The organism is Shewanella profunda, assembly GCF_023283765.1.
Lineage (GTDB): Bacteria > Pseudomonadota > Gammaproteobacteria > Enterobacterales > Shewanellaceae > Shewanella > Shewanella profunda.
In genome coordinates this window covers 31,694-55,912 of sequence record NZ_JAKILG010000025.1, presented here as the reverse complement: position 1 = coordinate 55,912, position 24,219 = coordinate 31,694, and the positions used below count along the sequence as shown (strand labels likewise).

Here is a 24,219-nt window from a genome sequence, read left to right as displayed (position 1 = left end):
TAATCTTAGCGATTGATACCAGAACGATTTATATAAGAAGGATCCTATGTCTAACGTCATCTTAAAAAACAGTGCCATCAATGTTGTTAACCTCGAAAAATCAGTGATTACTCAGGAAGGAACGCTCACTATCCTCAAGGGCATTAACTTAGATGTCAAGCAAGGTGAGAGTGTGGCGATTTTGGGACCCTCGGGTTCGGGGAAATCAACCTTACTTGGACTGCTTGCGGCGCTTGATACGCCTACATCGGGTGAGATTTGGCTCGATGGTGTGGCGTTATCGCCGTTGAATGAAGAGCAAAAAGCGGCGCTGCGTAAACAGAAGGTCAGCTTTATTTTTCAATCTTTTATGTTGGTCGATACCTTAACAGCACTCGAAAATGTGATGTTACCCGCCGAACTAGCTGGGGTGACAAATGCTAAGGAAAAAGCGCAGGCCATGCTGGAGCGGGTCGGTTTATCCCATCGGTTGACCCATTTACCCAAACAGCTTTCGGGTGGTGAACAGCAGCGGGTGGCGATTGCCCGTGCTTTTATTTGTGAGCCCACAGTGCTGTTTGCCGATGAACCTACAGGCAATTTAGACAGCGTCAACGGCCATAAGATCGCCGATATGTTATTTGAGCTCAATCAAGAAAGTCATACTACCTTAATTTTGGTGACCCATGATCTGCTACTCGCTAAACGCTGCCAGCGACAACTTGTGATGGATAATGGCCATTTACAGGAAGATAACGCCAGTTCTGTTGTCGTAACCCCATCCGTTGCCCCTGATATGTTAGCCAATGCCAAGGAGGCTTAAATATGGAGTTAAGTCTGGCATGGCGCCTATTTAAACGTGAGTTACAGCAAGGGCAATTGTTACTGATTATCCTCGCTATCACTCTCGCAGTATTGTCTGTGAGTGGTTTAGCGCGGGTGAGCGAGCGCTTGCAAGTGGCGATCAACGGTGAGGCGTCAGCGTTTATCGCTGCCGATCGTATTATCGATTCACCTGTAATAATTGACCCCACTATTTTAGCTAAAGCCGAAGAACTTGGGCTTAAGCATGTGACTAATATGCAGTTTAACTCTATGGTTTATTCGGGAGATAAATTTCAGTTAGTCACAGTGCGCGCTGTGGAATTAGGTTATCCACTTAAGGGCGAGATTGAGCTGACCAGCGGTAAGACGAAAGAACTGCCTCAAGCGGACGAAATCTGGTTTGAGACTCGCTTAGGTGGGCTTTTGGATTATCCCAAATCCATAGAGTTAGGTAACAGTGAGTTTGTGCTCAGCAACGAGATCAGCCGTTTGCCCGACGCAGGCTTTAATCCCTTCGCCTCATCACCCATTGTTTTGATGCGAATGGAAGATGTGGCAAAAACGGGCGTTATTCAACCGGGGAGCCGCGTCACGTATTTGTATCAATTTGCTGGAGATGAGTCCGCATTAAGCGCCTTTGAGCAAAGTGCCAAACCGCTTTTGAATAGCACTCAACGCTGGGTCGATGTGCAATCTGGCGATTCGCCTATTGCTGGAGCCGTCAAGCGAGCAGAGCGTTTCTTGCTGTTAGCCAGTTTAATGGGAATCGCGCTAGCTTGTGCCGCGATAGGTATTGCCGCCCAACGTTATTGCCAGCGCCATTACGATGTGGTAGCCATGTTAAAAACCTTTGGCGCCTCGGCGAAACAAATTCGTCTGCTGTTTGGTATGCACTTATTGCTTGTGACTTTATTGGGGATAGGCTTAGGTCTTATCGGTGGTGGATTACTGGATTTTGGGATTAGTTATCTATTGCCACCAGAAATTGCCGCTTATTCGCCGCCACTGACTCGGCCATTATTGCTCGGGATAACCACAGGGCTTATCAGCGCTTTTATGTTTTCAGCCTACCCTTTGATGCGGTTACTGGCGATTCCGCCACTACGGGTGCTACAGCGTCAGTTAGAAGGCCTGCAACTTGGCATGTGGTTGCATCTGTTATTGAGTTTAGGGGCGATGGCATTACTGGGGTATTTGTATTCCCAAAGTTGGCCTTTGACCCTGACTGTGGTCGCAGCCGTGTTATTGCTTGGCGTGCTGTTAAGTGTGCTTGGGTTTGTGATGATACGCGCAGGTCACAGCATAGGCATGAAAACGACCAATCCCTTACAATTGGCGCTCGCAGGACTAAGACGTCGTGCACGGCAAAATGCGGTGCAATTGGTCGGTTTTAGCGCTGCACTTGTGTTGTTATTGACGATTTTGGCACTCAGACAAGATTTACTTAATGAATGGCAAAAACAGCTACCCGAAAATGCACCTAACTACTTTTTAGTCAATATTGCCCCCGATGATGCTAAGCCTTTACATGATTTTATGTCGGCAAATGGCATTACTGCGACGGATATTTATCCGGTGATCCGTGGACGTCTAACCAAAATCAACGGTGAAAGCTTGATTTCGAATGAACAGCGAGAAGCGGGAGAAAAGGGCCGAATAGGCATTTCACGCGAGCTAAACCTGACGTGGCGTAATGCACTGCCCGCCAATAATGAATTAATTGAGGGCCAGTTTAATCAAGCCGCAGATGAAGTGTCGGTAGAGTCTGGGGTGGCGGAGCGATTAGGCCTTAGCCTTGGCGATAAGCTGACCTATGTCATCGATAATAAAGAACTTACAGTAAAGGTTGCTAGTATTCGCTCCGTACATTGGGAAACACTGCAACCTAACTTCTTTATGATCTTTACCCAAGAAGCCCTCGCACCTTTTGCTTATACCTCGATGGCGAGCTTCTTTCTAGATGAAAAAGGTCCTGATGATCAGGCGACGAATGCGGATAGTTCACCTAAGGATGCGGTGATTTTGGCGCTTATTCAGCAATTTCCGACGGTTTCCATCATAGATGTGGGTGCTATGGTAGGACAGTTGCGGCAGATCATAGAGCAAGTGTCATTGTCGTTAACCTTAGTGCTGGTGTTGGTGCTGCTCGCCAGTGGTTTAGTGTTGATTGCCCAGACTGAAGCGGGAATGGCTACGCGGCAGCGTGAACTTGCGGTGCTACGTACTTTTGGTGCTTCGGGTTGGTTATTGCGCAGTGCGACTGGCTTAGAGTTTGCTTTACTGGGCGGTATTGCGGGTGTGTTAGCTGTGATAGTAGCCGAATTTGCACTCTATCTACTAAAAACTCAAGTGTTTGAACTTAATGTCTATATGCATTGGCCTTGGTGGGCAATCGCCCCCGTTTCCGGTGCTTTGCTGGTTGCCTTGCTTGGGGTTTGGCGTTGCCGTCAATTACTTAATCAATCCTGCTCTGAGTTATTAAAGGCTGGCAGCTAGTAGCTCGATGTCGACGGGTTAAAACTAAAACGAGTTAGCATTTAAGCTTATTAAACAAACAGGCTGAGTCAAAAATAAAAAGTACTGATGCTGCATAAGCTCAGTATTTTTTTGTTGTGCTTTATTGGATGAGAACTTAGTGCAACTCAATGAGTCTATTTAACTAGGAATAGGTGCTAGCTTGTCTTAATGAAGTTGATAACTGACATTGTCTGAGCCCGCCTAATAAATGCATACAGAGGGAAAAATGATGTTCAAAGGAATAAGAAAACTGCTTAAGGATAACCGCTCTTTTTTGTTGTTCATCAGCTTGATGCTGGTGTTTAGGAGCGCTGTGGCCGATTGGAATACAGTGCCATCAGGCTCTATGTTGCCGACTATCGTCGAGGGAGATCGCATTCTGGTAAATAAGATGGCCTACGATCTTAGGGTGCCATTTACACATATCGCCTTAGTCAAACTTGCTGATCCAGCGCGCGGTGATATTGTGGTTTTCGACTCAAAAAAGGCCGATAAAAAGCTGATTAAGCGGGTGATAGCCGTGCCGGGGGATACTGTCATGATGCGGGATAATCGCTTGTATTTAAATGGCGAACCTCTTGCTTACACATCCCAAGCATTGAGTCCTTATGCTCCTGCTGATGTGACTGAAATGCAGGAGGATTTACTCGGCATTGCCCACAGTATTCGCCTTAATCCCGTTCCCTCAGGGCTTGCCAATTTTGGACCTGTGACTGTGCCGGATGCGCATTATTTGGCGCTGGGTGATAATCGAGATAACAGCGCTGACTCTCGGGTCATCGGTTTTGTGCCACGCGATGAGATTGTCGGCCGTTCAAGCTCAGTGGTTTTCTCCCTTGATTATGATGACCATTATTTACCTCGACCCGAACGATTAATGCGCGAATTCTAACCTTAGCGATATAGAGATAAAATAGGGCGCCTAATTCGGCGCCCTATTTATAAGTACTTGAGTTATAAATGACTACTTCATGAAACTAAGATAGCCCTGCAGGACAATCAAGTTCACGATATCGATAAAGAAGGCGCCAACAATAGGTACTACCATAAAGGCTTGGGGTGAAGGCCCTGTGCGTGAAACCAATGCTCCCATATTCATTACCGCCGTTGGCGTTGCGCCCATACCAAAGCCGCAGTGACCTCCGGTGATCACCGCCGCATCGTAGTTACTGCCCATCACTTTGAATGTGACGAAATAGGCGAAGAGCGCCAGTACTGCAGTTTGCACCAATAAAATCACCAGCAGTGGGATAGCTAAATCAAAAATTTCCCAGAGTTTTAAATTTATCAACGCCATCGAGAGGAACAGTGATAGTGCGACAGTGCCAATCACGTCGATACTCTCTGTGTGGGGTTTGTAGCCGCGGGTGAGTTCGGTAATATTGGCGATGCTGACACCTAAGAATAGGGCATAAACAAAGTCGGGCATTTTTAACCAAGTCATGCCAGATAGGCCAACCCAAACTGTAATCCATTTTGCACCTGCAACACATAATAAGAGCACAAAAAGGGTTTCGAGAATGGTTTTTGCAGTGACATGATCTTCTTCTAATTGATCGTATGTGACTAAGTGTGGGTGATCTACATGGTGCTTACGACCAATACCATAGCGAGAGACAAGATTATGCTTGCCAATCAATCGTTGTGCCACTGGCCCACCAATAATACCACCCATCACTAAGCCAAACGTTGCGGCAGCCATGGCAAACTCTAACGTATTGATGCCATAGTTTTCCGCAAAGGTTTGTGACCAAGCGACGCCAGTTCCATGACCACCCGATAGCGTAATAGAACCTGCGATAAGTCCCATAATGGGATCGAGCCCTAATAGGCTGGCTAAACTGACGCCGACGGCATTTTGGATTACGATATACAGTGAAGCGACACCTAAAAAAATGAAGACTTTTTTACCACCACTGAGTAACAGTTTGTAATTTGCCGAAAGACCGATAGTGCTGAAGAACATCAGCATTAAGGTATCTTGCATCGATAAACTGAAGTTAAGACTGATATTTTGAACGTGTAAACATGCAATAACTGCGGCAACAATGAGCCCACCCACTATGGGTTCAGGAATATTATATTGTCTAAAAACACGTATATGGCGATTGATAGAGTGGCCGATAAACAGCACGAAGATAGCAACTAAAAATGATTCTAGCTCGCCAATCGTATAAGTCGTGTGCATGAGAATTCCTTACAACTGTTTTAGTGTGGGTGTGTCATTGAGCACAGTGCCCATGAGAGATAACCCATCTCGTTATTAATATGATTGGTATAAGTACCTGCTAATGCTGGGTGTTAAGCGCTCGATCTTAAGGGCAGATCTTGGTCAATCCCCTAATGATGGAGAAGGATGAGTAAGCACAAATGAACTGTATTGGTTTTACAGAACAGCTTTGCCCAAATGGAGCGTTACTGAGGGCAAATCACTGACGACTAAGGGGCAGTGCAGGTTTTGCTAAGGTCAATGCTCAGCTTTCGAATGAAGGCTTTTTATGACCGAATGATGGCGAGTTTAACAGAAAAAGTCTTATTTGTCGTCAAATCATCTTACAAATCATGTTGTTGCATAAATGTATTGAAAATGTTTTGTACAAAAAGAACAGAATCAAGATGCATCACTAGGATCGGTTAATCAGTTTTTTCATTGATTTATAACCAGATTACTTTTAAATCTTTAGCAAAACCTATTCTAAATTGATCGCTTTACTACTCATTCTGACTTAGCGAGCAACAATATCCATCAATGCAGGTTCGAGATCTGTGTACTGAAACTTAAACCCTGCCTCAAGTGCGCGTTTAGGGTAAACAAATTGGCCTTCAGTAAGTAGTTCGGACATTTCTCCCATGGCTAAACGTAATGCAAGTGGTGGCGTTGTGATCATCGCTGGTCGATTAAGGGCCTTACCTAATGTTTTAGCAAATTCGGCATTACTTACTGGGTTAGGTGCGGTGGCATTAAATAGGCCCTGGCACTGCTCAGTGGAGAGTAAATATTCGATGAGAGAGATAAGGTCTTTCACGTGTATCCAACTCATACCTTGGCGGCCATGACCAATAGGGCCACCGAGCCCAAGTTTAAACGGAGGAAGCATCTTTTCTAGTGCGCCGCCTTGCCCGAGTACGATACCAATTCGAATGATACAGACTCGGGTATGTTCCGATGCAGCACTCAGCGCTAATTGCTCCCAGGTTTTGCAGATTTCATGGCTGAATTCGACATGGGGAGTGCTATTTTCATTTAATAGTTGCTCACTTTGCCGACCATAAAAACCAATAGCAGAACCGCTCACCATAACACTTGGTGGATTGTTACTCTGTTGGATTAGTTGGCTCAATTTGGCTGTAGTATTCCAGCGGCTGCTGCATATGAGTTGCTTTTGGGCTTTACTCCAGCGTTTTGCGACTATTGGTTCTCCTGCTAAATTCACTACTGCATCAATGGCATTTAAATCATCTACTTGGTCCAAACTTGCTAGGTATTGATGTTCAGTACCTAATATTTTACGCGCTTGTTCTGGGGAGCGGGTTAACAAGGTAAGTTGATGCATAGGCGCTAAAAGTGCAACCAACTGGCGACCAATAAAACCACTTGCGCCAGTGATGAGTATTTTCATGGTATTTCCTTAAGTGTGTGGAACTCATTGGTTGAATTTCCCAACTCAACAAATATACGAAAACGGGCGTGCAGGGATCACTTTACGGTTATTGCTACTTAGCGGATTTTTGATAACAAAGCTCCATCGACACTGAATCGGCAAAGCGCAGTGCATGGGGTTTGTCGATTTCAACACTGGCAAATTCCACCCAAGGGTGTTCACTCGCTATGGCTAAGGTTTGGCTTGTCAGATTTTCGAGCAATGAGAAACGATCGTTTTCTATCAATTCAATAATCTTTTTGGTAATGGTGCGGTAATTGAGTGCATCATCTACATTATCACTATTACGGGCACGTTCAGCGCAGTAGTGGATCACCACGTTTACGATCACATCCTGACGATTCTGAATTTCATCTTCTTTAATGCCAATAAAAGTGCGAAGTCTTAAGTTTTTAATGCGTATAATCGCGATTTCTGGTTTCATAATGACAACTTACTATTAAGGCTTAGGTGATTGAGATTGATACTTTTGTCACGATAGCCTAACAATTTTATCTAAGATCAAGAAGGATTTTTAATAAATGACGCGACCTAATGCGCCTTCAGCAGCCTATCGGGGTTTTGCCGTGATGGCCTTTGTAGTGATTATTTTGGCAGGGATAAAGGCGGCGAGCCCGATTGTAGTGCCTTTTGTGTTATCCACCTTTATTGCGATGATCTGTAATCCGGCCATCGGGTTAATGACAAAATATCGGGTGCCGAAGTGGTTAGCCATCATTCTTTTGATGTGTTTTATTGTCTTAATGGGACTTTGGTTAGCTTCCGTGGTGGGGAGCTCTATAAACGAGTTTTCCAAACAACTTCCCCAGTACCGTGATCAGCTAGTGGAACAGTTTTCTTGGATTCTTCATAAATTACAGGCACTGAATATTCAGATTTCACAAGATCAAGTGTTAGCCTATTTTGACCCAGGTATGGCCCTATCGATGACAACCAATATGTTGTCTGGTGTAGGTAATGTGATGGCGAATTTGTTCCTGATTGTCCTAACCATAGTGTTTATGTTGTTTGAGGCTCAGTCATTACCGAAAAAATTGCATTTAGCGCTGGATGATCCTGATATGCGCTTGCAGCAAATTGATCGTTTCTTACATTCGGTTAACCAGTATATGGTCTTAAAGACCTTAGTGAGTCTAGCGACGGGTATTATTGTTGGTATTGGCTTAACCGTTATCGGTGTGGATTATGCGCTTCTATGGGCTGTAATCGCCTTTTTATTCAATTACATTCCTAATATTGGTTCCATTATTGCTGCCATTCCTGCTGTGCTATTAGCCTTTATTCAACTTGGTCCTACAGCAGCGGGTGGTACAGCGTTATTGTATATTGGCGCCAATATGGTAATGGGCAATGTGATCGAACCTAAGTTTATGGGACGCGGCCTTGGGCTTTCCACATTAGTGGTGTTTCTATCGTTAATCTTCTGGGGCTGGTTACTTGGCTCTGTAGGGATGTTGCTCTCAGTTCCTTTGACTATGGTTGTTAAAATTGCCCTTGAATCGAGCAAAAGTGGAGGCTGGTTGGCGATTTTATTATCTGACGATGTAGACAATAGATTCGCGGCAAGTACCGTGATATCTGAGCCTGTTGGTCATCAGGCTGACACGAGTTCAACAGAAAAGAAGTAGTAGATAATGCAAAGTTTTATACAAGCCCTAGCAAGGATAGAGCTAGGTAATGATGCGGTGCGGTTATTCCATGGCCGAGGTGGACATTATGCTGGCTCTGAGCACATTTGTTTAGATTGGTTTGCACCCGTATTATTGTTAACCAGTTTTATTCCCCTCGAAGATACGGAGTTAGCGATTTGCCAGCAAGCTATCGCAGCGCGCTGGCAAGAATGGCATCCTGCAAGTCCGCTGAATCTTGTGTATCAATTCCGTCGTGCGGGGGAGACGTTTACTCAGTTGCTTGAGGGCGAAATTCCTGAACCGCATATTGTCACCGAAAATGGTGCACGATTTCAGGTGCACTTAATGCGCGGTCAAAACCATGGACTTTTTCTCGATATGGCTAATGGCCGTGACTGGGTTAGGGCAAATGCACGCCATAAAAAGGTACTTAATTTATTTGCCTATACCTGTGGATTCTCTGTTGCTGCGTTGCAGGGCGGCGCAGATGAAGTCGTTAATATGGATATGAGTAAAGGGGCTCTTGCGATTGGTAAACAAAACCATTTGCTCAATGGTTTTACCGCTGGAGCACGTTTTTTAGGCCATGATATTTTTAAGTCTTGGGGCAAACTGAAAAAACTGGGTCCCTACGGGATCATAGTTGCAGATCCTCCAAGTAACCAGAAGGGTAGTTTTGTTGCGACTAAGGATTATATTCGTCTTATTCGACATTTACCTGAGTTACTTACTGAGCATGGTGAAGTATTACTCTGTTTAAATGCCCCTGAACTGGATACCGCTTTCCTGCGCCAACAGGTTGCTGAAGCTGCGCCAACATTGGAATATGTTGAGCGATTAGCTAATCCGGCAGCATTTAAAGATGTGTCGCAAGAAAAGTCCCTAAAAGTATTACGTTATCGATTGAATACTAAGTGATAGTCAATTCATATTCAGGCCATAGTATAGCGTTTTAAGCACCATATTCTGTACACATTCGACTTAATGAAAATATGGCTCTAAGGTGAAAGTCTTTCAGGTGATAATTCATTTTTATAGCTTTTAAAGCATTTTTCTGTATAGATTTGTCATGATAATAAAACAAAACTGAAAGTTTTCTGTAACTCGACTTTGGTGTTTGTTATACTCCTGCCCAAGGAAATCCCTTTCCTCATGGGCAAAATGTCAGCGTAGAAGGACATGCCTTTGTGACCTTACAAAATCAAGCAGGAGTTGTTATGGAAGTTCATGAATACGAAAATGCTTACTATCAAGTAAAAGACGATGTACTGACGTCTTTACCTGCTGAAAGCGAAGAAGAAGTGATCCCAGCCTAAAACGCTAACGGATACTGATGAGTCGGAAGTAACAAAGCAAACAAATAATAGCAACCCTAGGGTTGCTATTTTTATATATCAGACGTTAGTTGGGCTAAATTCCCAATACAAGGTAACCTAGCCATTCACTTTGCGTTTTTCTGGCATGATCTCAACAATAATCCACTTATTGCCAATTTTATGTAGACGGATGGTTCTATCGTCAATCCAAGGTTGCCCCGCTTTAAGTCCCTTCATCTTGATCACGACGAGAACGTCTTTGGTAAATTTGCGAAAAAAGTCGATATCAATATCATCAATTTCCATTTCAACGTTGGTCATGGAAAGACTGAGCATATTGCGCTGCACTGCGCTGGCGATGTAGTAGTGGCTCAGCACTTCTTTCAGTGGCTCATTGACGAACTGCTTGGCCTTTTCCACATCGCGCTCGACATAAATGGCTTTAAAAAAGCCTAAACTAACTTCCTCCGGCGTTAAGACTGGCTGATCTTTAGTTGCAGGATCGCCACAACCAAATAGAAATAATACACAGATGAAGAATAGAGTTCGCATAGGATTTAGTTATCTGAATTTGTTTCGAGTATCGCGATTTTAGTGCCAATGTTCAAGTTTTGTAATAACTTGAGTAATGTCAGAAAATGAGTTGACTGTTCGGCAATGACTGTGGCATATAGTTAAAGATAACCTAAAAGGTTATCCACAGAATCTGTGGAAAACTATGTTGAAGACTTAAGTGATACTTTGTAAGTCACTGATATCGTCTTTCTTTATCTGCTGGTTAAAAAGTGACGATAATCAGTTGGTCGTTAGAACTCCTATTTTCTTGTGGATATTTTCTTCGAGTGACTCACGCTATTCACATGGCTTAATGCAATTTCATTAGTACTTTCCATCGTTTTCTAATGTTCTTTTGGTTTTTTATACCGCTGAACGGTTAGTCAATAACGGCGCATTTACCCAAAATATTGTCAAAAAAAAGCACTGGGATCGACCAGTGCTTTTTATGGTTATAATTTAACCACATTTAACGATGTTAGCGTTTGGCCGCATCGTTTTGTGAGGCTTGAATAGCTGTCAACGCGATAGTGTAGACAATATCATCAACCAAGGCGCCGCGAGATAAGTCGTTTACTGGCTTACGCATACCTTGCAACATAGGGCCAATACTGATCAGATCGGCGCTTCGCTGTACAGCTTTGTAAGTGGTATTACCGGTATTGAGATCTGGGAATACAAATACGGTAGCTTGACCCGCGACAGGGCTATCAGGTGCCTTAGAGCGGGCTACGTTTGGCATCACTGCCGCATCGTACTGCAAAGGACCATCAATGATCAGATCTGGACGCTTTTCTTTAGCGATACGAGTTGCTTCGCGCACTTTATCCACATCTGAACCTGTGCCAGAGGTACCTGTTGAGTAGCTGATCATCGCCACTCTTGGTTCGATACCAAAGGCTTTTGCAGATTCGGCTGATTGAATCGCAATGTCAGCCAGTTGTTCGGCATTCGGATCTGGGTTAATGGCGCAGTCACCGTAGACCAGGACTTGGTCTGGCATCAACATAAAGAAGATGGATGACACTAAGCTTGAACCCGGTGCTGTTTTAATCAGTTGCAACGGTGGACGAATGGTATTGGCTGTGGTGTTAACCGCGCCAGAAACAATACCATCGACTTCGTTTTGAGCCAGCATCATAGTGCCAAGCACCATGTTGTCTTCTAATTGCTCTTTAGCAACGACTTCAGTTAAGCCCTTGCTGCGACGTAGATCTAACATAGGTTCAACGTAACGATCGCGCACTTCTTCTGGATCGATGATAACTACGCCTTCACCCAGCACCACACCTTGCTGCGCCGCAATACGCAGAATTTCTTCTTTTTTACCTAAGAGTACACAGCGTGCGATACCGCGCTCAGCACAAATGGCTGCCGCTTTAATCGTCCGAGGCTCATCACCTTCTGGTAAAACCACGGTTTTATGGGCCGCGCGCGCCAGTTCTGTTAACTTGTAGCGGAAGGCTGGTGGCGATAGGCGGTGCTCTCGTGGAGAGTTTTTAGTGACGCTTTCAATCCAGGTTTGATCAATATGGCTTGCCACGTAATCTTGAACTAAATCAATACGCACCGCATCATCAACTGGCACTTCATGGTCAAACCGTTGGATATTGAGCGAGGTTTGCCACGTATTAGTATCAATTAAGAATACGGGTAAGCCTGTTTCAAATGCTTGCTCACATAACTTGAGAATTTCTGGCTCTGGCTCATAGCTACCCGTCAGAAGCAGGGCACCAATTTTAACGCCATTCATGGCTGCAAGACAGGCCGATACGATGACATCTGAGCGATCGCCAGAGGTGACGAGTAACGAGTCAGTCTTAATATGGTTAACCATATTTGGGATGCTGCGCGCACAGAAAGTCACTTTACGTAGGCGGCGAGTGTGCATTTCACCCGCATTGATAATGCGAGCACGTAGATGCTTAGCGAGATCTGAGGCGCGTGGAGCCACCAGATCAAGATTGTACGGCACACTACCTAAAATACGCAGTGGGCTCTTACCGGGCAGTTGGAACATGCTGGCAGCATCTGAGCGTTGAACACCTTGATGATCAAATACTTCAGATAAGTCTGGACGGGCGCGCCCTTCGTCATCTACTGGGGCGCCAATCTTGTTGATCACTGCGCCAATTAATCGTTTATTCTTGTTACCGCCCCAAGAGTTATAGGCAATTTCGAGACGATTCATTAGGCCTGTTGGTGTATCACTACCTGGAGTGGCGATGAAAATAACATCGGCATCCATGGCTTTAGCAATGGCGTAGTTAACATCGCCCGCGAAAGGATGGCTACGGGTGGGCACTAAACCTTCGACGATAAGTGTTTCAGTATTGCTGGCGCATTCCGCTGTACGGGCAATGATTTGCTCCATTAGTACATCGATTTGATCCGCTCGAATTAAGGCTTCTGCATGCGCCATGTCGAAGGGTTCTAAGGGATTTACCGTAGGTGACTTGCTTAAAATGGTGGTTGAGCGTTCGGGGCCATTATCGTTGGGACGAAGTTGAGAAATAGGCTTAAAGAATTGAACTTTAACCCCATGACGTTCCAATGCTCGAACCATCCCAAGGCTTAAGGAGGTCAGGCCAACGCCTGTGCCTATGGGGATTAACATAATATTTCGGGACATAAAAACCTCTAAGTTCGATGGTTTTTGGCAGATAGATTCTGCGAGTTTGCTTGTGAATGTGTTAGCTGTAAGTCTTTAACAATAAAGCCGTTTGGGTGAGCAAACGGCTTAGGTCATCTTATTCTTTGCTGATAAGTTTAATTGAATCTTCGGCGATAACCCATTCTTCGTTAGTTGGGATCACCATAGCTATCGTGCTGTTATCTTGGGTGATAATGCCCTTTTTACCGAAGCGAGCCGCTTTGTTACGTTCGCTATCGACATGGAAATTAAAGATTTCCAACAGGTTAAGCACTTTTTCGCGGATTAAATTAGAGTTCTCACCAATACCACCAGTAAAGACTATGGCATCTAAGCGGCCGAGCGGTACAGTGTAAGAGGCGATGTACTTGGCTAAGCGATAGCAAAAAATTTCCAATGCCAATGTCGCGCCTTTATGGCCGTCAGCATAACCTTCTTCGATACCACGGCAATCGTTAGTTAGCTCAGAGATACCCAGTAAGCCACTTTGTTTGTTCATTAGGTTATTCACTTCTTCTAAGGTGTAACCTAATTGATGAACTAAGTGGTAGATAATTGATGGGTCGATATCGCCACAGCGTGTGCCCATAACTAAACCTTCTAATGGGGTTAATCCCATTGAGGTATCGACACTTTTGCCACCTTTAACTGCGGTCACAGAAGCACCATTACCTAAATGTGCGCAGATCACATTGGTTTCAGCAAGTGGCTTATTGAGCATTTTTGCCGCTTCACGGCTAACAAATAAATGGCTAGTGCCATGCATGCCATAACGACGAATACCGTGTTCACGGTACAACTTATAAGGCAGGGCATATACGTAGGCGCGATCAGGCATGCTTTGGTGGAAAGCGGTATCAAACACAGCAACTTGAGGCAGTTTAGGGAATGAAGCCATCGCAGCTCTAATGCCAATAAGGTGAGCTGGGTTATGCAGTGGTGCGAGGGATGCACAATCTTCAATACCTGCGATCACGCTGTCATCGATGATAACTGAGCGAGTGAATTTCTCACCGCCATGTACGATACGATGGCCGACAGCTTGGATCTGCGCCGCTAACTCAGGCTGGCCCGCAAGGATTTTATTAACAATGAATTCAACTGCTTCACGGTGAGCGGTAAATGCACCTAAGGCCGCTTCCTGTTTTTCGCCGTTGATTTTCCATTTGATACGAGAATCTTCTAAGCCAAAACACTCGGCTAGGCCAGAGATCTGATCGTCACCTGTTTGCGCGTCAATGACGGCAAATTTGAGTGAAGAGCTACCGCAATTGAGTACTAAAACCAGTTTATTAGACATGTGTAAACCTTCTGCCATTGTGTTTAATATAACGATTCAAAAAACTATAGAAACTACCGTGTATTTACCGTAACAGTCTTGGGGCAAAGCACCAGATTATGCTATGGTAAAAGCAGTGTTTCATTGTTGTAGGTGTCTAAAATTGAGCATCAATATTCTCAAAACCTTAGGGGACGGTCGCCGTTATATGAAGACGTGGCCTATGGTTAGACAACTGGGTTTGTTTTTTCCTGAGTATCGGGTTGTGCGTGCGACTCAGCTTGCCATTCTGGTGATGCCCGTCTTGGCGGTTTTCGCGAGTATGAGCCAGCTATATATTTATGGTTGGGCATTTTTGCCACAAGCTGTCACTATCGCTTTATTTTTTATTAGCCTGCCAGTGCAGGGCTTATTGTGGTTAGGTTGGCGGGCTCGCCATCCGTTACCTTTATCGCTCTTTGACTGGAGTAACCAGTTAAGTGCTAAGCTGTCTTCCATGGGCATTCAGTGCCATACCTTAGGCGCTAAGGCTTGTTATCTCGATATGGCTGTTATCTTAAAAATAGCCTTTGAGCGCTTAGATGCCAGTTATTGGGAAGAACTCTAGCTTTTTACTTCGTCTTAATCCGTTTTCAATCGCTGCTTGGTCGACTAATAAACTGCGTTAATGCCTTGCTGGACAAATACCGCTTTAATCTTTTCCATGGTTTCGCGACTCGGGGGGGACACGCCATCGAGTTGATAGCTTTCACCCATGGCTTCCCACTTATGCTTACCTAATTCGTGGTAAGGCAGTAATTCTACTTTTTCAACATTTTTCATGGGTTTGATAAACTCGGCCAGTTGTAATGCCGATGCTTCATCGTCTGTAAATCCGCCCACTACGACATAACGTATCCATGTCGCTTGATTGCGTTTCGCCAAATACTCGGCAAATTGCAGTGTTCTGTGGTTACTGACTTTGGTGAGTTCAATATGTTTATCATCATTCATCTGTTTGATATCGAGCAGGACCAAGTCAGTGTGGTCGAGTAACTCATCAATTACTGGTGTGTACTTACGTACAAAACCATTGGTATCTAAACAGGTATGAACGCCTTCTTTCTTACAGGCTTTAAACAATTCAGCGACGAATTCGGCCTGTAAAATGGCTTCACCACCACTTGCAGTGACACCACCATTACTGGCATCAAGGAAAGGTCGATAGCTGATGATTTGGCCCATTAACTCATCGACCTGAACTTCTTTGCCGCCATCAAGATCCCAAGTGTCACGGTTATGGCAATATTGGCAGCGCATTAAACAGCCTTGCATAAAAGCGATAAACCGTATGCCAGGACCATCTACTGTGCCAAAGGATTCCACTGAGTGGATCCGACCGATAACTGCCATTGTGACTCCTGATAAAATAAGTGAGGCTGTAGCACATTGTACTACAGCCTTTACTTATTTAGCTTACAGACCTTTAGTGAAAGTACGTGTGATCACGTCTTGCTGTTGCTCTGGTGTCAGTGAATTAAAGCGTACTGCATAGCCAGAAACACGAATGGTCAGTTGTGGATATTTGTCAGGGTTAACCACTGCGTCTTCGAGCATTTCACGATTCATCACGTTGACGTTTAAGTGTTGGCCACCTTCTTTTTTGTCATTGTGGTCGAAATATCCGTCCATCAATGCTGCTAAGTTGGCACGGCGGGCATCATCATCTTTACCTAACGCATTTGGCACGATTGAGAAGGTATAAGAAATACCGTCTTGAGCGTGGGCGAAAGGCAGTTTAGCCACTGAGGTTAATGAGGCAATTGCGCCTTTTTCGTCACGGCCATGCATTGGGTTTGCACCCGGAGCAAATGGTGCACCTGAACGACGACCATCTGGTGTGTTACCGGTTTTCTTACCATAAACCACGTTAGAGGTGATGGTGAGAATTGACTGAGTTGGGATCGCATTGCGATACATTTTACGGTCGCGAATTTTCGCCATAAAACGTTCAACTAAGTCACAAGCGATATCATCAACACGTGGGTCGTTGTTACCAAATTTTGGATAGTCACCACTGATGTCAAAATCAACCGCAATACCATTTTCATCACGAACTGGTTTAACTGTGGCGTATTTAATGGCAGACAGTGAATCGGCTGCGATAGACAAACCTGCAATACCACAAGCCATAGTACGACGTACATCACGGTCGTGCAGTGCCATTAGCGCAGCTTCATAGGAGTACTTGTCGTGCATAAAGTGGATAGCGTTCAATGAAGTGACATATTGGGTTGCTAACCAATCCATTAAGCCGTCAAGACGATTCATCACATCATCAAAGTTGAGCACTTCGTCAGTGATCATGTCTGCTTTAGGGGCAATTTGAATTTTCAGTTTTTCATCAATACCACCGTTGATCGCATATAACATGGTTTTTGCCAAGTTAGCGCGGGCACCGAAGAACTGCATGTGTTTACCCACAACCATTGGGCTCACGCAACAGGCGATAGCATAATCGTCAGATTGGAAATCAGGACGCATTAAGTCATCGTTTTCGTATTGGATAGAGCTAGTGTCGATAGACACTTTTGCACAGTATTTTTTGAAACCGAGAGGCAGTTTATCTGACCATAATACTGTGATGTTTGGCTCTGGACTTGGCCCCATAGTGTAAAGGGTATTCAAGAAACGGAAGCTTGATTTAGTGACTAGTGTGCGGCCATCTAAACTCATACCACCAATGGATTCTGTTGCCCAAATTGGGTCGCCAGAGAACAGTTCATCGTATTCAGGGGTACGTAGGAAACGTACCATACGCAGTTTCATCACGAAATGGTCAATCATTTCCTGAGCTTGTAGCTCAGTTAAGGTGCCATTTTTCAGATCGCGTTCGATATAAACATCGAGGAATGATGAAGTACGACCTAACGACATAGCCGCACCATTTTGGCTCTTCACTGCGGCTAAGTAGCCAAAGTAAGTCCATTGAATCGCTTCGCGAGCATTTTTAGCTGGGCTAGAAATGTCGAAACCATACTTAGCGGCCATTTTCTTCATTTGGCCTAGTGCACGGTGTTGCTCAGCAATTTCTTCACGTAGCAGAATAACATTTGATAAATCTTCGCCAGCTTCAAACTGCGCTTGCAGTGAGCTAAATTGGGCAAATTTATCTTTCATTAGGTAATCGATACCGTAAAGCGCAACGCGGCGATAGTCACCGATGATACGACCACGGCCATAAGCATCTGGTAAACCCGTTAAAATCCCCGATTTACGGCAGGCCATAATTTCTGGAGTGTAAACATCAAACACGCCTTGGTTATGAGTTTTACGCAGTTCTGAATAGACGTATTTTACGTCTTCATCCAGTACTCGATCGTAGGCGGCGCATGAGCTTTCCACCATACGAATACCACCGTTAGGCAACATTGCACGTTTTAATGGTGCATCTGTTTGTAAGCCAACGATAGTTTCTAAATCTTTGTTGATATAACCCGCATCGTGGGAGGTGATGGTAGAGACCATCTTAGTATCGAAATCAACAGGAGCGTGGGTACGGTTTTCCTGTTTAATGCCTTCCATCACTTTGTCCCACAGTGTTGTGGTCGCTTCGGTGGCACCGGCTAGGAATGATTCGTCGCCTTCATAGGGAGTATAGTTTTGTTGGATAAAGTCACGTACATTGACTTCAGATTTCCAATCACCAGGAGTGAAACCTTCCCAGGCGCTGGCAAACAGTTCAGTTTTGTCGGTCATCGTACTAATACCTTTTGGTTGAGATTAAAGGTTATTGGCGATCAGCGCTGAGCAATGCTGACTATAAGCCAATAGCTAATTCCTGATATAAAGTTCCCTTCATGATGACGCCCTATGATGGGAACTGATCTTTAAAATACCTGTTGCTTTATAAAAGCTGGTACTTCAAAAGTCTGTCTATTGATACCCGATAAGATGGCAAATATTCGCTAGTTCGGTTATCGATAATTCCTCATTATAATTGGTAAGACCAATTAACCAGATTCATACTACCATAGCTAACCTACTATCGCACTTAAATCAGTTTAGTTTGCCTTGAGTTAATTCCAAAATTGCTACCCATATAGCATTTTTACCGTAAATTAACGTTTGCATCTCATCGATTAGTCATATACCTAATTCAGTTAAAACCAGCCTCGTTCAACAATACAAAAACTTTGATATTGGGATTCAGACGCTACTGAGCTTTAGGTACAAAAGTGCTTACTTGGCCGTCCATTATAGGACCAATGGTACATAGGCAATGGGATTGATACATAAATGTTTTAAAAATCAATCATATTGGCTATATATCAGTGAAATAAATAGCTTCTATCATTAGCGCAAACCAACACATTATTGGCTTGCGCTAAACAACGTTATTAAAGTAGTGCTGGGATACCTTCAATCATGCCAACCGCTAACATGGCGGCAAGACAAATGACAAATGCTAGGCCAGGAATGATCACTCGGTCTGCAAATGACAAGGTTTTTGGACGTTCCTTATCACCAATAAGACCATTGTTATCAAGGAGCATAGTTAAGGCCCAAGCAAGCACAGGGTTTGCAACAAAAGAGGCAAAAATACAAATCCCCGCGGCTTGGCTACTTAAATTGTCTTTCACCATTTGTAAGCCAGCTTCAAGCAGTGGTAAGAACACACCTACCAAGAGTGCTATCGACATCACTGGGCGCCATACGGTCACATCCATTGGATAACCAATAATCGCTACAATGATACAAAGGCTACCGAGCAAAATAGCGCCTGCTGGAATAGGACGTTTCGCGATGGCCGCAGGGATCATATAAGTTCCCCAAGACGACGTAACGTTACCGCCCCCTACCGCAGTGCCTACAATTTGGCGTAGTGAGCAGGTTGTCATAGTGTCATCGACATCCATTAACACTTTTTCAGCGCCTTTAGGGTAATTAAGCTCTTGGAAAATACGGTGTCCTAAGAAATCGGGCGACCACATAGCAACAGCTAAGATGGCAAAGGGTAATGAAGCGATGAAGTGTGCAGTATTAGGTAAACCTAGTTGCCATCCATGCTCAGTAGAGCCCCACCAATAGACTGGGTTTAGGTTAGGGATCCCTGGCTCTGTGACAAATTTCAGATCAAGGCCAGCTCCTAACCCAAAGGCTAAGGCTATGGCAGTGATAGAGCATAGCGGAATGGCTAGCCAGCGTTTACCCACTTTAGCGAGGTAAGCATATAAAATCACATTGATCAGCAAGATAGCAAAAGCCACATAACCGAGTGAATAATCTAAGCTATGTTTGGCCTGTAAACCGCCAGCCCATTCAAAGAGTGATCCAATTTGGCTCTTGGCACCCATAAAACCGAGGAAGACGAGTAATCCCCCCGCAACGCCGCTACTTGTTAGGTTAACGAGCCGCGATCCCCCCTTGAAATAACTGAGAATTAAACCAAATATCCCAATAAGGATAGCCAGCGCCAGTGGGTGCGCCCCCGCTAAGGCGATCGCTCCAATTAAGGGGATCATTGGGCCATGGTTACCACCTAAGTTAGCGCGAGGATTGATAAAACCGGAGCTAATGATACAGAAGAGTAGGGCGGGGATAAGCATTTCAACACGGACAACTTGGATCGCAAACTCTGCCCCTAAATTGATATGTTCCCACCGTTCAGTTAAGCCTGCTGCCCATGCTGCCATCACCGCTGAATACATCACGGTAATCCCAATTGTTCCAGCTAATGCGGGGACTAAGTCCTCCCACTCGAAACGAAAGTCGCGACCCGGTAAATTTAATCCCCAGCGTCTTGGTTTCATGATTTTAAGTTCATGCTCCAAATACGCTTCACGAGTGACAAACTGAGACGCTGGACGGTGCAGTTCTCTATAAGTCCGCTCTGAGGTTTCCCTTTCTTCTTTATTGACTGTTTCAGACATAGTTTCTCATTCTCCGAAAAGAACATTGTGATTCATCATTTGATGACAACCGAGCGTGTTCCATGATTTTGGCAACGACTCTTGCTTGTAGATTGGCAAGCTAAGAATAGTCACTTTTTTTAGTCGTCGATGTAGACAAATTGTTCACCCCATAATTTTGTCCACATTCTGTCGTGTTCCTTATGGTTAAATTGGTCAGACCAATTTACCTGTCAGATATTAACATAGGTCGTTAATGTCATCACTAGGTATCAATAAATCTGAAACACCTGTTTTAGGGATTTGGGAGGCACTTAACAACTTAGGTGGGTGAACGATAAAAATTGACGCTTAGGCATGCATATTGCGTTACCTATTGATCACGTTTGCCTGCGATTTTGTGTTGTTACACTGCGAAATGGAGTGAAAATTTGAATTGGATCGATAAATAAGTCGTGAATGTGCAGTACATCCGCAACTGTCTTTAAATAAATGTGAAGTTAAGCCCGTTATTGGAGTTTTCTTCCTCGTGCTAAAAGAGGGCGTTTAGTTCATCAAGTTGACTGATGATGGCCTACTCCATCGGGAAATTGGGTACTTGATGAAGTGATGGTTTGAGTAAAAGTTATCACTGGCTGGGTATCTACTTCTTGGGACGTCGTGCTAATTGATAGCGCGAAATCATATCTGCTTAAATTATTCCATATAAAACAATAAATAAGGTTGGTTGTTAAATAATTTTTAAATCTTAACATTCTGCCAGGTACTGATCTTGTGTATCAAATTTAATGATTGTTCATATCATTATTATCAAATTTTATTGAGTGGCTATTCAGGTTATTGTTTGATTGCACTATTCACAGAGCAATGAAATTACTGGAGAAATTTATGTTGTTGACTCTATTTGGCTCGAAAACATTTAGCGTTGGGATTAAATGAGATGAAAGCATCACAGTACGATGCTCGCATGAGGGAACAGCCTCATCTCAGCTCGCCAACGCGATCCTATCCCCACATTGAAAAGACTCAACCTGATAAGCCGAGCCTTTATGAATACGCTGAACATTATGGGCAGAGCAAGGTGGTTAAATCTGCTTGGCAATCATTTGGTTTGGCCGCATTTGCAGGCGCCTTTATTGCCTTAGCTTTTGTATTTTATATCACAGTGACAACTGGTGCGGCGGGAAGTCCTTGGGGACTTGTACGCTTAGCTGGAGGGTTAGCCTTTAGCTTAGGTTTGATGTTGGTGGTGATCTGTGGCGGCGAACTATTCACGAGTACCGTGCTGAGCTCTGTTGCTTGGGCACAAAAGAAAGTGACCACTAAACAACTTGTTATGTGCTGGGTGCGGGTCTACCTAGGTAATTTACTCGGTGCAATGGTGATGTTGTTACTGATCATGTCTGCCCGTATGTATCTACTTGATGGGGGACGTTGGGGGATGAATGCCTTAACGATCGCTCAGCATAAATTACATCATGGCTGGTTTCAGGCATTTAGCTTAGGGATCCTTTGTAACATGTTGGTGTGCTTAGGGGTATGGATGACCTTTGCTAGCCGAGATGCTTTAACTAAAGCGATTTTACTTATGTTGCCGGTGGCAATGTTTGTGAGCAGTGGTTTTGAGCACAGCATAGCTAATCTGTTTATGGTGCCCTTAGGCATTGCAATTCACATCTTTGCTGATCAAGCATTTTTTACGTCTATTGGTATAGATGCTGCGCAATTCAGTGATTTAACCCTTAGCCATTTTGTCATCAAGAATCTTATCCCAGTAACACTCGGCAATATTGTTGGCGGTGGGATGTTTGTTGGACTCGGTTATTGGTGGATTGAGCAAGCCAAACCTTCGCATCAATCCAGTATTGAGCGTCATACCCCAACATTAACCCTAGTCAATGTGTTGACAACTTCTTCTTTATTAAACAAAGACATGCCTACGGATGAGACACTTGCTAATGAGCTTGTGCCATCCATTGTTCCCGAACCTTATATTTATTCTACTTCTGCTGGAGATCAACCTACTATGTTAAATGCCAAACTGGTTTCAAAACCTATTCCTAAAATGTTCGTGAGTGATGTAATGGATCAACATCCAGTAACACTGAGTGCCGACCAATCTGTCTATGCGGGTTTAAAGCTGCTAAGTGATGCAAATGTGCGCTCCGCCCCCGTTGTAGATGATAAACAAGTATTAGTTGGTTTTATCTCACAACAGGACTTATTGCGCAGCCTCTGGGCGCAGGAGTTTACTCGCGGTGTGCCCGATAAAGTGGCTGATTTAATGCAAACCGAGGTATTAACCGTTTCTCCCAAGGATCCACTCGATGCATTAATTGAGTTAATGGTTGTCGATCGTCAAAAGTTGTTTCCTGTAACGGATAGCGGACTGATGATTGCGAGTACCTATCAAAGTTACGAAGAGCGTTTGCGCCATGCTTACGCCACTAAGCCGAGTGCTTTTCCGGTTATTGAGCAAGGTAAGTTATGCGGGATGATTACTCGAGATGAGATCGCCAAAGTGGTTTGTGGTGCCTTCTACGATTAAAAACCACTGACAGCTATCAATCTTATCCCGAGACAACCAAGGTTGTTTCGGGATTTTTGCTTTATAGATGCTTCAAAAAAAAAGATATTAGCGTTTAACCAGAACTTGCCTGTGGCGACTTAAGCGCCTTGCTTCAGTAATGACACAGTCTCTTAATGGGTTTTCCCCAGAGTCTGTACGCCAAATAAATGATAAATGTCGTTTCATATTGAGTTGTGGCGTCGACAGAATAACCAGTTCACCATTAGCAACGTCCTTCTCAACATCCAAGAAAGGCAGGCTGCTTAAATAGGGCCCATTTTTTACCAAAGCCTTTAGCAAAGGAACGTGTTCATACTCTTTCCAGACGTTTAATTTTTCGATAACACCATGAATGGCACCATCAAAAATCCGCCTTGTACCAGCACCTTGTTCTCTGAGTACCCATTTGGCCTGTTCAAGTTGCGATAGGCTGGTGCTTTCGTAACGGGCATAGGGGTGGTGGGGTGAGGCAATAACGACTAAATGGTCGTCTAGCCATTGTTCTTGATGAAGACGAATATCATCGTTACGCCCTTCGATGATCCCTAAATCAAATTCATAGTTAAGTAAACCGTCAACGACATGGTCGGTGTTTTCTACCATCAGTTCAATTCGCAGCTCTGGAAAATCCGTATCAATCTTGCTGATGAGTTCTGGTAGAAGATGCTCGGCAGCAGTCTGACTAGAACAAAGTTTAAATCGACCACTGATCAAGTGCTGTTCATGTAGGCCTAATTCAATTTGTTGGGCATCTTGTAATAGGCGCCTTGCTTTAGGACGTAACCAATTTCCCCAATGACTTAATGTGAGCCTATTTCCCTGACGTATAAAGAGAGGACGGCCGAGTAGATTTTCAAGTTGGCCGAGGGACATACTGACTGCAGACTGTGTCATGGAAAGTTTTCTGGCTGCGGCACTCACACTTTCAAGGCTGGCAACAGCATCGAAAACGGCAATTTGCTTGAGTGAGTACTTCATGTGTTAATTTGCTCCTAGCTGAAAAATGGGGGAGTGGAAAGTATCAATTTTATTGATGGATTGACGGAAATGATTTTAGAGCCGTGTCGAGTTGCTCACAAGTAAAGTTAAAATTAACAGTGTGGTTTTTAGAGGTGCTTCACTCTTTATGCTTAACTGTGGTGTAAAGCCATTTTGTTATCAAATGGATACAAAATATTCGCCGTTCTGTGGTGACTCACTAGTGTGGCTTTGAGTCTGTGGTTAGGAAGTTCGCAAAGCAAGTTGAATAGCGGGGGGTTGTGGGGTGTTATTGATATTATGTACTGATTTTACTCCCATTGGTTTATAGTGCGGCCTTTAAATTCACGATAAAAATGGCGCA

Annotated in this window: 17 protein-coding genes; 7 read left to right on the top strand and 10 right to left on the bottom strand. The window is 44.2% G+C overall.

What is annotated here, in order from left to right; genetic code table 11:
- Positions 1-46 precede the first annotated feature (46 nt).
- From L2744_RS12885 to lepB, 3 genes are all read left to right on the top strand, one after another.
- Positions 47-802 carry an ABC transporter ATP-binding protein gene (locus L2744_RS12885; protein ID WP_248992285.1) on the top strand — a complete coding sequence of 252 codons (756 nt, stop codon included), beginning with the start codon at positions 47-49 and terminating at the stop codon, positions 800-802.
- A 2-nt stretch (positions 803-804) separates the two neighbouring features.
- A complete protein-coding gene (locus tag L2744_RS12880; protein ID WP_248992284.1) occupies positions 805-3,300 on the top strand; it encodes an ABC transporter permease in 2,496 nt (831 codons plus the stop codon).
- A 250-nt stretch (positions 3,301-3,550) separates the two neighbouring features.
- Complete coding sequence (gene lepB / locus L2744_RS12875) at positions 3,551-4,213, top strand: signal peptidase I (protein ID WP_248992293.1); 663 nt, start codon at positions 3,551-3,553, stop codon at positions 4,211-4,213.
- A gap of 72 nt (positions 4,214-4,285) precedes the next feature.
- On the opposite strand, the gene gltS is transcribed toward lepB, so the two are convergent.
- From gltS to folX, 3 genes are all read right to left on the bottom strand, one after another.
- Positions 4,286-5,509 (bottom strand): sodium/glutamate symporter, encoded by a 1,224-nt coding sequence (gene gltS / locus L2744_RS12870; RefSeq protein WP_248992283.1) that lies wholly within the window; start codon positions 5,507-5,509, stop codon positions 4,286-4,288.
- Positions 5,510-6,047: 538 nt separating this feature from the next.
- Positions 6,048-6,941, bottom strand: coding sequence for a TIGR01777 family oxidoreductase (locus tag L2744_RS12865; RefSeq protein WP_248992282.1), 894 nt, complete (start codon positions 6,939-6,941; stop codon positions 6,048-6,050).
- 94 nt (positions 6,942-7,035) lie between these two features.
- Complete coding sequence (folX, locus tag L2744_RS12860; RefSeq protein WP_248992281.1) at positions 7,036-7,407, bottom strand: dihydroneopterin triphosphate 2'-epimerase; 372 nt, start codon at positions 7,405-7,407, stop codon at positions 7,036-7,038.
- 97 nt (positions 7,408-7,504) lie between these two features.
- On the opposite strand from folX, the gene L2744_RS12855 reads away from it, so the two are divergent.
- Both L2744_RS12855 and L2744_RS12850 read left to right on the top strand, forming a co-directional pair.
- Positions 7,505-8,611 (top strand): AI-2E family transporter, encoded by a 1,107-nt coding sequence (locus L2744_RS12855; protein ID WP_248992280.1) that lies wholly within the window; start codon positions 7,505-7,507, stop codon positions 8,609-8,611.
- Positions 8,612-8,617: 6 nt separating this feature from the next.
- Positions 8,618-9,532 (top strand): class I SAM-dependent methyltransferase, encoded by a 915-nt coding sequence (locus tag L2744_RS12850; RefSeq protein ID WP_248992279.1) that lies wholly within the window; start codon positions 8,618-8,620, stop codon positions 9,530-9,532.
- 515 nt (positions 9,533-10,047) lie between these two features.
- Here L2744_RS12850 and L2744_RS12845 read toward each other — a convergent pair.
- The 3 genes from L2744_RS12845 to ackA form a co-directional block, all read right to left on the bottom strand.
- On the bottom strand, positions 10,048-10,482 hold the full coding sequence (locus L2744_RS12845) for a nuclear transport factor 2 family protein (RefSeq protein WP_248992278.1): 435 nt from the start codon (positions 10,480-10,482) through the stop codon (positions 10,048-10,050).
- Between the two features lie 481 nt (positions 10,483-10,963).
- Complete coding sequence (gene pta / locus L2744_RS12840; protein WP_248992277.1) at positions 10,964-13,117, bottom strand: phosphate acetyltransferase; 2,154 nt, start codon at positions 13,115-13,117, stop codon at positions 10,964-10,966.
- Between the two features lie 118 nt (positions 13,118-13,235).
- Entirely contained in the window at positions 13,236-14,438 is a 1,203-nt protein-coding gene (gene ackA, locus L2744_RS12835; RefSeq protein WP_248992276.1) for an acetate kinase, read from the bottom strand.
- 142 nt (positions 14,439-14,580) lie between these two features.
- On the opposite strand from ackA, the gene yfbV reads away from it, so the two are divergent.
- The gene (gene yfbV / locus L2744_RS12830) at positions 14,581-15,024 is read left to right on the top strand and encodes a terminus macrodomain insulation protein YfbV (RefSeq protein WP_248992275.1); all 444 of its coding nucleotides are present in this window, start codon (positions 14,581-14,583) and stop codon (positions 15,022-15,024) included.
- A gap of 44 nt (positions 15,025-15,068) precedes the next feature.
- Here yfbV and pflA read toward each other — a convergent pair whose 3' ends face one another.
- From pflA to L2744_RS12815, 3 genes are all read right to left on the bottom strand, one after another.
- The gene (gene pflA / locus L2744_RS12825) at positions 15,069-15,809 is read right to left on the bottom strand and encodes a pyruvate formate lyase 1-activating protein (RefSeq protein ID WP_248992274.1); all 741 of its coding nucleotides are present in this window, start codon (positions 15,807-15,809) and stop codon (positions 15,069-15,071) included.
- A gap of 63 nt (positions 15,810-15,872) precedes the next feature.
- Positions 15,873-18,155, bottom strand: a complete 2,283-nt coding sequence (gene pflB / locus L2744_RS12820; RefSeq protein ID WP_248992273.1) for a formate C-acetyltransferase — start codon at positions 18,153-18,155, stop codon at positions 15,873-15,875.
- A gap of 641 nt (positions 18,156-18,796) precedes the next feature.
- Positions 18,797-20,329 (bottom strand): DUF3360 family protein, encoded by a 1,533-nt coding sequence (locus tag L2744_RS12815; protein WP_248992272.1) that lies wholly within the window; start codon positions 20,327-20,329, stop codon positions 18,797-18,799.
- Positions 20,330-21,248: 919 nt separating this feature from the next.
- Here L2744_RS12815 and focA point away from each other — a divergent pair.
- Positions 21,249-22,856: a formate transporter FocA gene (focA, locus tag L2744_RS12810; protein ID WP_248992271.1), complete on the top strand. Its 1,608-nt coding sequence runs from the start codon at positions 21,249-21,251 to the stop codon at positions 22,854-22,856.
- 87 nt (positions 22,857-22,943) lie between these two features.
- Here focA and L2744_RS12805 read toward each other — a convergent pair whose 3' ends face one another.
- Complete coding sequence (locus tag L2744_RS12805) at positions 22,944-23,855, bottom strand: LysR family transcriptional regulator (protein WP_248992270.1); 912 nt, start codon at positions 23,853-23,855, stop codon at positions 22,944-22,946.
- Positions 23,856-24,219: the final 364 nt, after the last annotated feature.